This window comes from Variovorax beijingensis, assembly GCF_007828835.1.
Taxonomy (GTDB): Bacteria; Pseudomonadota; Gammaproteobacteria; order Burkholderiales; family Burkholderiaceae_C; genus Variovorax; species Variovorax beijingensis_A.
This window is the reverse complement of sequence record NZ_VIVL01000011.1, coordinates 237,331-244,393: the sequence shown is the minus strand read 5'-3', so window position 1 is coordinate 244,393 and position 7,063 is coordinate 237,331. Positions and strand designations below refer to the sequence as shown.

Sequence of the window (7,063 nt, the reverse complement as noted above, 5' to 3'; positions counted from 1 at the left end):
TGGAGTCTTCCATAGGTGTCCACCTAAATCCTTGGTGGATACCATCGTCATAGACACCGGAGCCAAGCTCAAGACGGGATCACCGTGCGCTTACCCATAGGCAGCCGGCCCGTCATAAGTTCGCCGCTCGTAGTTCAGATCTTCCAGATCAACGTCGCTCATTCGATGCGCGTTGGATGACAGCACGACGACGCGCGAACCCCCAGGCAAAAGCGGCGCGAGTCGGTTGACCAGGACAAAGTGGCCCAGATGGTTGGTTCCCATTTGGGTCTCGAAGCCATCAGCCGTATGTCCGTAGTGGGTCGCCATGACACCCGCATTTGCAATGACGACATCGAACGGCTCGGCCTGGAACAGCAACCTATCGGTGCAGGCGCCGACGCTGCCGAGTGATCCCAGATCGAGTTCGATCAGTTCGAAACTGCCGCTCGTGGCGGCAGCCGCGCGTACGGCTGCGGTGGCCGCATGGGCCTTGTCGAGATCGCGCGCCGTCCCCACGACATCAGCCCCGTGAGCAACGAGGGCCCGAGCGGTCTCAAGGCCCAGGCCAGACGAAGTCCCCGTGACGAGAACCCGTTTGCCCTTCAGGTCCAGGCCTGCAAGAACATCGTCGGCGGTGGAGGTGGCGCCAAATTTTGCGGTCATGGATCAGATCACTTGGTTGATTGCCCGAAACAGGCCGTGCGGTCAGATGGCAGGCAATCCGGGGTCGATCCCGGTCATGGCGACGGAAACGTCCCAGAGCCGCTTGGCAAGTGCCGGGTCTTCAGCCTGCGGCGCGCGTTTGGCCTCGCCAGCGACGCCTCTGATCCCTCCGAATCCGGTCGGGCCGTAATAGCCTCCGGGTTTCACGGGACCGGTTGCGGCCAGCAACGCAGGCCATGCGCCCTTGTCTGCACTGTTGAGAAGCAGGCCGACGATCGGCCCGGCCCACTGGGCCGGGCCCATGTGTCGTCCCAGGCTGGTGTTTGCCACACCGGGGTGGACACCAATGGCCGTGACGGGCGAGCGGTTCGCACGCAGGCGGCGGTCCAGCTCGAAGAAGAACAGTGCATTCGCGAGCTTGCTGGCGCCATAACGAGCCACCTTGGAGTAGCTGCGCTCGGCATTGAGATCGTCCCAATCGATCTTTGCTTTCAAATGCGCAATACTGGAAGTAACCACGACGCGCGAGCCCGGCGTCTCGGCTAACTTGGGCAGCAGCAGCGAGGTCAGCGCGAACACGCCCAGATGGTTGACCCCAAACTGCGATTCGAACCCCTGCTTGGTGCGCGTCAGGGGCGGGTACATGATGCCGGCGTTGTTGATGAGCGCATCAATGCGAGGCTCCTGCGACGCTTTTGCGGCGGCCGCCCGTAGGTTCTCGATGTCACCCAGGTCCAATGGCAACCATGCGAGATTGGCGCTGGGCGTGATCTGTTTGATGCGGGCCATGGCCTCCTCCGCCCGCCCCTTTTCGCGGCAACCCAAGAGCACACGCGCCCCCCGCGCAGCCAGGACTCTGGACAACTCGAACCCCACGCCTGCATTGGCGCCTGTGACGATGAAGCACTTCCCTGACTGGTCAGGAACATCTGCCTCGGTAAAGCCTTTGTAATTTGACATACGAACTCCTTATTTGAGTGACTACATACTCATTTAATAGGTAAAAAAATCAAGCCGCGGAGCCTTTCCAGAACAGGTCGAATCCCGCCTGTCGAATCGCTTCACGTTCCTTCGGTTTAGCTGCAATGGCATTCATGGTGATATCCGCCAGGTCGAACAGTATCGTGTTGATGTAGAAGGCGACCCGTTCAGGGTCAGAATGACCCGCAAGACACTGTTCGACCATTGCACGAGCTTCGCGGAACATGGCGTGGCAGCGCTTGCGGCTGGCCGCGGTCACTCGATCCGACACCTTCAACTGGCGCAACGCATTGCGCGCAGTGGAATGATTCAGTCCCCACTCGATCAGCCGACTCCAGACCATGAACAGTCGGTCGCGTGCCGACGCGTCCACCGGGTATGGCGCCAGCATCGACTCGGCGAGCCCGCCCTCTATCTCAATAAACAGCTCATTCAGAAGATCGTCCTTCGACGGAAAGTAAGTAAACAGTGTCCCTTCAGACACGCCGGCTGCCTTGGCGATCTTCGCTGTGGAGGCGCCAATGCCGAGTTGGGCGATGAGATCTGAAGCAGCCTCAAGCAGGGCATCACGCTTCTCCTCGCTCAAGGGACGAGCCATGGTCTAAAATCTCAAATTGAGTGAGTGGATGCTCAATTATCGCATCCAGAATTTTCGACGTCAACTGGCACACTCGGGAAGTTGCCCAACCAATGCAGGCGAGAGTTCCCCGTTCAGCCCGCTGCCATCCAGACCGGGCGAGTATCCCACGCGCTCGACGGCCTGCTGTCGGCTGAGGACGGCGACGTTCATGTTCTCCCCCTCGCTACGCGCTCTTCACCCGGCGAACGGCCGATGTCTTTGGCCAACTTTGCCAGGTACGCACCAACCACCAACGTCGGATTGGCGATCAAGGCACGCAGCATCTCTTGTCCTCGCAGCCAGTTGTCGAAGCGGACCTCCGCCGGACAAAAGGCCAGAGCTAGCGCCATCGCGGAAAGCACCGTGTCGCTCGAGACCCGGTAGGCATGGGCCTTGTCGACGAAATGATGTTCGAGGTCTCGAGCATCACTGCATTCAAACGCTGACAACACTTTCGACCTGTGAACTGATGACAGCGGTCCCAATGCGCGGGCGCCATGCCACCGTCGATAGTGGACGAGCAGCATGGCGACCGTTCTGTCTGTCGTATGGCGCGTCGCTTCAATATCGACGCGCGCTCCCAAATCGGCCAGAGAAGTCACGCGCTCACGAAGACTGACGACAGCTGCATATCGTCGTCCAAGATGTCTTGCGACAACAAGGCACCTGGCGCAGGCACTGACATGCCGGCATAGCAATCGCCCGTCTTGACCGCGACATATCGATCCGGGTTGCGAAGGTCATATCGCCTCACTACGACGGCTTGGTCGGCGCCAGCCTCATCGACCAAGCGCGCGAGAAGAGACCTATCCCGGTGTTCAAGCTTCCAACGCAACGGTGAAACTCCTGGTGGAAGCTCAAACGATCGTGCCCAAGTTCGTCAGCCACGGCCATGAAATAGCGGAGATGGCGCAGTTCAATCATCTATGTCAGTTAACGGTCTCGACCGCGGCTGAGTCTTCCATGCCACGCGCGGCAATGTCGGCCGCGCTTGACTGCACTGTCAGACAAACTTGAAACGACCGGCGTCTCAGGAGCCGATGGCCAGAATGCGCCGCGCACGCTCCACCACGGGCCGGTCGACCATCTTGCCGTCCACCGCCACGACGGCCCCGCCGCTGGCCTCAAACGCCGCCAGCACGCGCACAGCCCAGTCGCGCTCCTGCGCCGAGGGCGCAAACGCGGCATTCACGCCCTCGACCTGGCGCGGGTGGATGCAGAGCTTGGCGCCAAAACCCAGACGACGGGCGTGCCCCGCCTGCCTGCCGGCCGGGTCGTCCTCGCCGAAGGCGGGCGTGACGCCATCGATCGGCGGCGGCAGGCCGGCATGGCGCGACTCAAGCGCGATCTGCACCCGCACGGCGGTCATGCCCGGCTCATCATCGCCGTCGGCCATACCGGCATCGACACCGAAGTCAATGCTGCCGAAAGCCACGCGGCCCACGCCCGGCACGGCGGCAAGTGCACGCAAGCCCAGCAACCCGGCCACGGTCTCGACCAGCATCACGCGCTCGCGCGCGCCCTCCAGGCGGGGCAGCACGTCGAGCACGGACCCGGGCTCGGCCTTGGGTAGCATCAGCCCGGCATAGGGGTGTTGCCGCAGCATGCGCAGGTCGTCGTCGTGCCAGGGCGTGTCGACGGCATTGACGCGCACCAGTGACTGCAGACCGGCGTGCGCTGCCAGCCATTGCGCCACCGCGTCGCGCGCGGCGGCCTTTTCTGTGGACGCCACGGCGTCCTCCAGGTCCAGGATCATGCGGTGCGCGCCGCTGGCGGCAGCCTTGTCGAAGCGCTCGGGCCGGTCGCCGGGTACGAACAGATAGCTGCGGGGCAGTGTCGGCATGGTGTCAGTCCGGCAAGGTGAAGCGGGCGGTGGCCTCCACGGCTGTGCGGCCATCAGGCGCGACCGCGCGCAGCGCCAGCCCGCCCTCCTCTGTCTCGTCGGCGCACAGGGTGAACGGCTGGCCGGCGAACAGCGGCTGCAGGCCCCGGAAATCGAACGCAGCCAGGCGCCGTCCCGGCCGCAGCGAAGCCGCAAAGCCTTGCAGCAGCGTGGCGGTGAGCGGCCCATGCACGACCAGACCCTGGTAGCCTTCAACGTCCTGCGCATAGGGCAGGTCGTAGTGGATGCGATGGCCGTTGAAGGTCAAGGCCGAATAGCGGAACAACAGCACGGGATCCGGGTTGACCAGGCGCTGCCATGCCGCCTGCACCGGCACCGGAGCGGCAGGCGCGGGCTCAGCCGCCGCGCGCGCGGCCGCGGGCGGCGTGGCCTCGCGGTACACGATGTCCTGCTCCTCGGCGATGCACACACGTCCACCACTGGCCGTGGTGTGAGCCACCGTCACGAAGCACATGCGGCCGGTCTTGCCCTCTTTCGGGGTGATGCGCAGGATGCGGCTGGAGCGCTCGGCCTCGGCACCCACCCATAGCGGCGACAGGTAGCGGGTGCGGCTGCCCGCCCACATCCGGCGCGGCAGGTCGATCGGCGGCAGGAAACTCTCGGGCGTGCGGTGCGGATGGCCGTCCTGACCCAGCATGCTTTGGCGCACCACGGGGTTGAAGAACAACCACTGCCAGCCCGGCGGCAACGGATCGCCATCGGTGGGCGCGTGGTCCCAGTCCAGGGTTGCGGCCAGAGCGGCAACGGCGCGAGCATCCATGCGCTCATGCAGAACCTGCTCACGGTTGAGCCAGGCAGCGCAGCAAGGGTCGTTTGGTGGCATGGCAATCTCGAATTTTCTGGAGAGGGGCCGTGGTCGCGGGTCGTGTCAGACGGTCGCCACAGGAGTCACGGGCGAGCCCACGGCTCCCGGCAGGTCCAGTGGTGGCGCCGTCAACAGGAAGCGGTGCCGGCCATTGGCGCGCAGCCACCGGGCCAACGGCGTGAGGCGCCACAACTCGCCCAGGTGGATACCCAGCTTGACCAGGCAATGCTGGTGCAGCGGAAGCACGCTGCAACAAGAGTCGCCGGCGCGCGCGGGATACTCCTCCACCGCCAGGTTGTCGGCCGCAACCGCGGCCACGCCGCAGTCGGTGATCCACTGCAGCAACCGTTCGTCGTGGCCGTCCAGCGCGGCGCCCGTGCGCGCCAACACGCCAGTGTCGGGTTGGCCTCGCATTTCCAGCAGCGCCTCCGCATAGCCGGTGTGGATGCACAGCAGGTCGCCCGTGCGCACTTCGATGCCGTCGGCATCCAGCACGCGACGCAGCGCGTCGTAGCCGACGAGGGTGCGGCCGGAGCCGAAGTGCGCTTGCAGGTCAATCATCACCGCCACGCCTTGCACGCCGGTGCGTGCCAGCCGCTCGATGCCCAGCGCCTGTGCGCGGCTGGTGCTGGCGAAGGGCGAACCCTCCGGGCCAATGCCGCAACCCTCCACACTGGCCGGGGCGCACATGTCTGCCGCGGTGTAGCCGTTGTAGTAGCGTGTCTCGGGCAAGCCATCGCCGTCGGCGTCGAAGCGCGTACCGGCATGCGCCAGACTGTCCCACTGCGTCGAATACTGCAGATGCAGGATTGCGAGGTCGTCCGAGAGCACGTCGGGCCGGCCCGGGTTAAGCAGACAGTTGAAGTTCACGCGCCCCTGGCGCAGCGTGGGCCTCAGCACGGGCGGAAGGCGATTGGGGTTGAGCGCGGTCCCGCCGGGGATGTCCAGCGGCAGGCTCAGGCTGAACACCCGCCCCTCGCGTACCTCGCGCACGCCTTCGAGCACCTTTCCCGGCGTGACGAGATTCATGCGACCAATCTGGTCATCGGACCCGAAATCGCCCCAGTTGGCCCCCTCGGGGCGATGCCGCCAGCGCGGGTTGTCAGCGGGGGCGGACATCAGTTCAGCACCGCGCCCGAAACCTTCACACGCTCGGCCTGGCGCACGCGATCCTGCTCCAGGAAGGCCGCATATTCCGCTGGCGAGGAGCCGTGCAGCACATAGGAGAACGGGTCCACATTCCTGGCGCGGAAATCCGGCTGGTTCAGGATGCGGCGGGCGTCGGCCGCGATCCTGGCTGTGATGGCAGGTGGCGTTCCCTTGGGTGCGGCGACACCGATGTTGAAGCGCGCCTGGATGTCCTTGACGCCCGATTCCTCGAAAGTTGGCACGTTGGGCAGCGCGACCAGGCGGCGCGGCGCGGAGACCACGACGGCCTTCATGGTGCCGGCCTTGACGTGGGGCTCGATCACCGGCACGGCCAACGCCGAGGCCTGCACGATGTTGGCGATCAGATCTGGAATCGTCGGCGCCGCGCCCTTGTAGGGCACCTGGTTGAGCGTGATGCCTTCATTCTTCGCGAGCATCGCCATCGGCAGGTGCGAGATACCACCGGCGCCGCCCGACCCATAGGCCAGTGGCGTAGGCGACTTGCGCGCGAGTTCGATGAACTCCTTGATGTCATTGGCGGGCAGCGACGTCGGCACTGCAATGGCCAACGGCACCTCGACCAGCCGCGTCACAGGCACCAGGTCGACCGTGGGCGAGTACGGCAGCTTGGTGTAGAGGTGCTGGTTCATGGTCAGCGCCGATTCGGTGGCAGCCAAGAGCGTGTAGCCGTCCCCGGGAGCTTTCGCCACCGTCTCGGCAGCGATGATTTCGTTGGCGCCGGGCTTGTTGTCCACGATCACGGGCTGCTTCCACTCGTCCTGCAGCGCTCGGGCCAGGGCACGCACCAGGCCGTCTACGGGGCCGCCGGCCGCGTAAGGCACGACGAAGCGCACGGGCTTGCTGGGAAAAGGCGCGGCGTCCTGCGCCAGCGTCATGCCGGCGGACAGCGCCGCGAGCGCGCCCAGCACAAGGCGGCGCGTGTATCGAACTTTCATGGGTT

The 7,063-nt window shown here is 64.9% G+C and carries 7 protein-coding genes and 1 pseudogene; all 8 read right to left on the bottom strand.

Features of this window, described 5'->3' with window-relative positions; genetic code table 11:
- Positions 1 to 93: 93 nt before the first annotated feature.
- A pseudogene (locus tag FB547_RS27075) lies at positions 94 to 645 on the bottom strand (SDR family NAD(P)-dependent oxidoreductase); the annotation flags it as partial.
- A 42-nt stretch (positions 646 to 687) separates the two neighbouring features.
- Positions 688 to 1,605, bottom strand: a complete 918-nt coding sequence (locus FB547_RS27070) for an oxidoreductase (protein ID WP_145746719.1) — start codon at positions 1,603 to 1,605, stop codon at positions 688 to 690.
- A 49-nt stretch (positions 1,606 to 1,654) separates the two neighbouring features.
- A complete protein-coding gene (locus FB547_RS27065) occupies positions 1,655 to 2,224 on the bottom strand; it encodes a TetR/AcrR family transcriptional regulator (RefSeq protein WP_145746718.1) in 570 nt (189 codons plus the stop codon).
- Positions 2,225 to 2,412: 188 nt separating this feature from the next.
- Complete coding sequence (locus tag FB547_RS27060; protein ID WP_145746717.1) at positions 2,413 to 2,847, bottom strand: hypothetical protein; 435 nt, start codon at positions 2,845 to 2,847, stop codon at positions 2,413 to 2,415.
- A gap of 428 nt (positions 2,848 to 3,275) precedes the next feature.
- Positions 3,276 to 4,088, bottom strand: coding sequence for an HpcH/HpaI aldolase/citrate lyase family protein (locus FB547_RS27055; protein ID WP_145746716.1), 813 nt, complete (start codon positions 4,086 to 4,088; stop codon positions 3,276 to 3,278).
- Between the two features lie 4 nt (positions 4,089 to 4,092).
- Positions 4,093 to 4,908 (bottom strand): MaoC family dehydratase N-terminal domain-containing protein, encoded by an 816-nt coding sequence (locus FB547_RS27050; protein ID WP_225612906.1) that lies wholly within the window; start codon positions 4,906 to 4,908, stop codon positions 4,093 to 4,095.
- A gap of 108 nt (positions 4,909 to 5,016) precedes the next feature.
- Positions 5,017 to 6,072: a cyclase family protein gene (locus tag FB547_RS27045; protein WP_145746714.1), complete on the bottom strand. Its 1,056-nt coding sequence runs from the start codon at positions 6,070 to 6,072 to the stop codon at positions 5,017 to 5,019.
- Positions 6,072 to 7,058, bottom strand: coding sequence for a Bug family tripartite tricarboxylate transporter substrate binding protein (locus FB547_RS27040; protein ID WP_145746713.1), 987 nt, complete (start codon positions 7,056 to 7,058; stop codon positions 6,072 to 6,074). Before FB547_RS27040 ends, FB547_RS27045 begins: the two co-directional genes overlap by 1 nt.
- Between the last annotated feature and the right edge of the window lie 5 nt (positions 7,059 to 7,063).